Origin of the sequence: Caballeronia grimmiae, assembly GCF_000698555.1 — a bacterium.
In the GTDB taxonomy this organism is placed as follows: domain Bacteria; phylum Pseudomonadota; class Gammaproteobacteria; order Burkholderiales; family Burkholderiaceae; genus Caballeronia; species Caballeronia grimmiae.
The window spans coordinates 1-764 of the sequence record NZ_JFHE01000131.1; the positions used below are offsets into that span (position 1 = coordinate 1).

1 protein-coding gene is annotated in these 764 nt (G+C 59.8%); it reads left to right on the top strand.

Annotated features, from left to right (window positions below):
• Nucleotides 1-101: 101 nt before the first annotated feature.
• Nucleotides 102-764 (top strand): IS30-like element ISPpu17 family transposase (locus BG57_RS32190; RefSeq protein WP_075583266.1); only part of this gene is annotated, 663 nt, incomplete at its 3' end.

Sequence of the window (764 nt, forward strand, 5' to 3'; positions counted from 1 at the left end):
CACTCCCTGAATTCATAGAATAAGCGCAACGCTTGAAACGAGAGGCAGAGAGCCAGCCACCGGTAGAATCCAGGCTCTCACACCGAAGGATTCAAGCGCAGATGACTACGCATTACCGGCAGCTGACTCAGGGACAACGTTACCAGATTGAGGCTGGCTTGAGCGCCGCAGAGAGCCAGGCGAGCATTGCAAAGCGGGTCGGCGTGCATCCCTCGACGATCAGTCGCGAGGTTCGCCGCAACAGCACCCAGAATATCTACAAGGCTGTTTCTGCGGCCCATGAAAGTGATGCTCGTCGAGCGGGTGCGCGCAAGTTTTGCAAGCCGGCGACATGGCTCAGCCATCATCTCCCGGTGTGGCTCAAGCATGGCATGAGTCCGGAGCAGATCGCCCAGCGGTTGAAGCAGGAGCAGCCAAGCCGGGCGGTCAGCCATGAGTGGATTTATCGGTTCATTGCCGCCGAACAGCGCGCCGGTGGTGAGCTTTATACCTATCTGCGACATCGCCGAAAGCGCTACCGGAAACGCTATGGAAGCCACGATCGGCGCGGGCAGCTGCGTAATCGCGTGTCAATCAGTGAACGCCCAGCCGAGGTCGAAAGCCGCGAGCGCCTGGGGGACTGGGAGGGCGATACGGTACATGGACTGGGCGGTAACCTGGTGACCCTGGTTGATCGCAAAAGCGGCTATCTGAGCGCCTATCCGGTCAAGCGCAGAACGCGCCGGCAGGTAACGCGGGCGATCAATCTGATGCTTCAGGGCCAT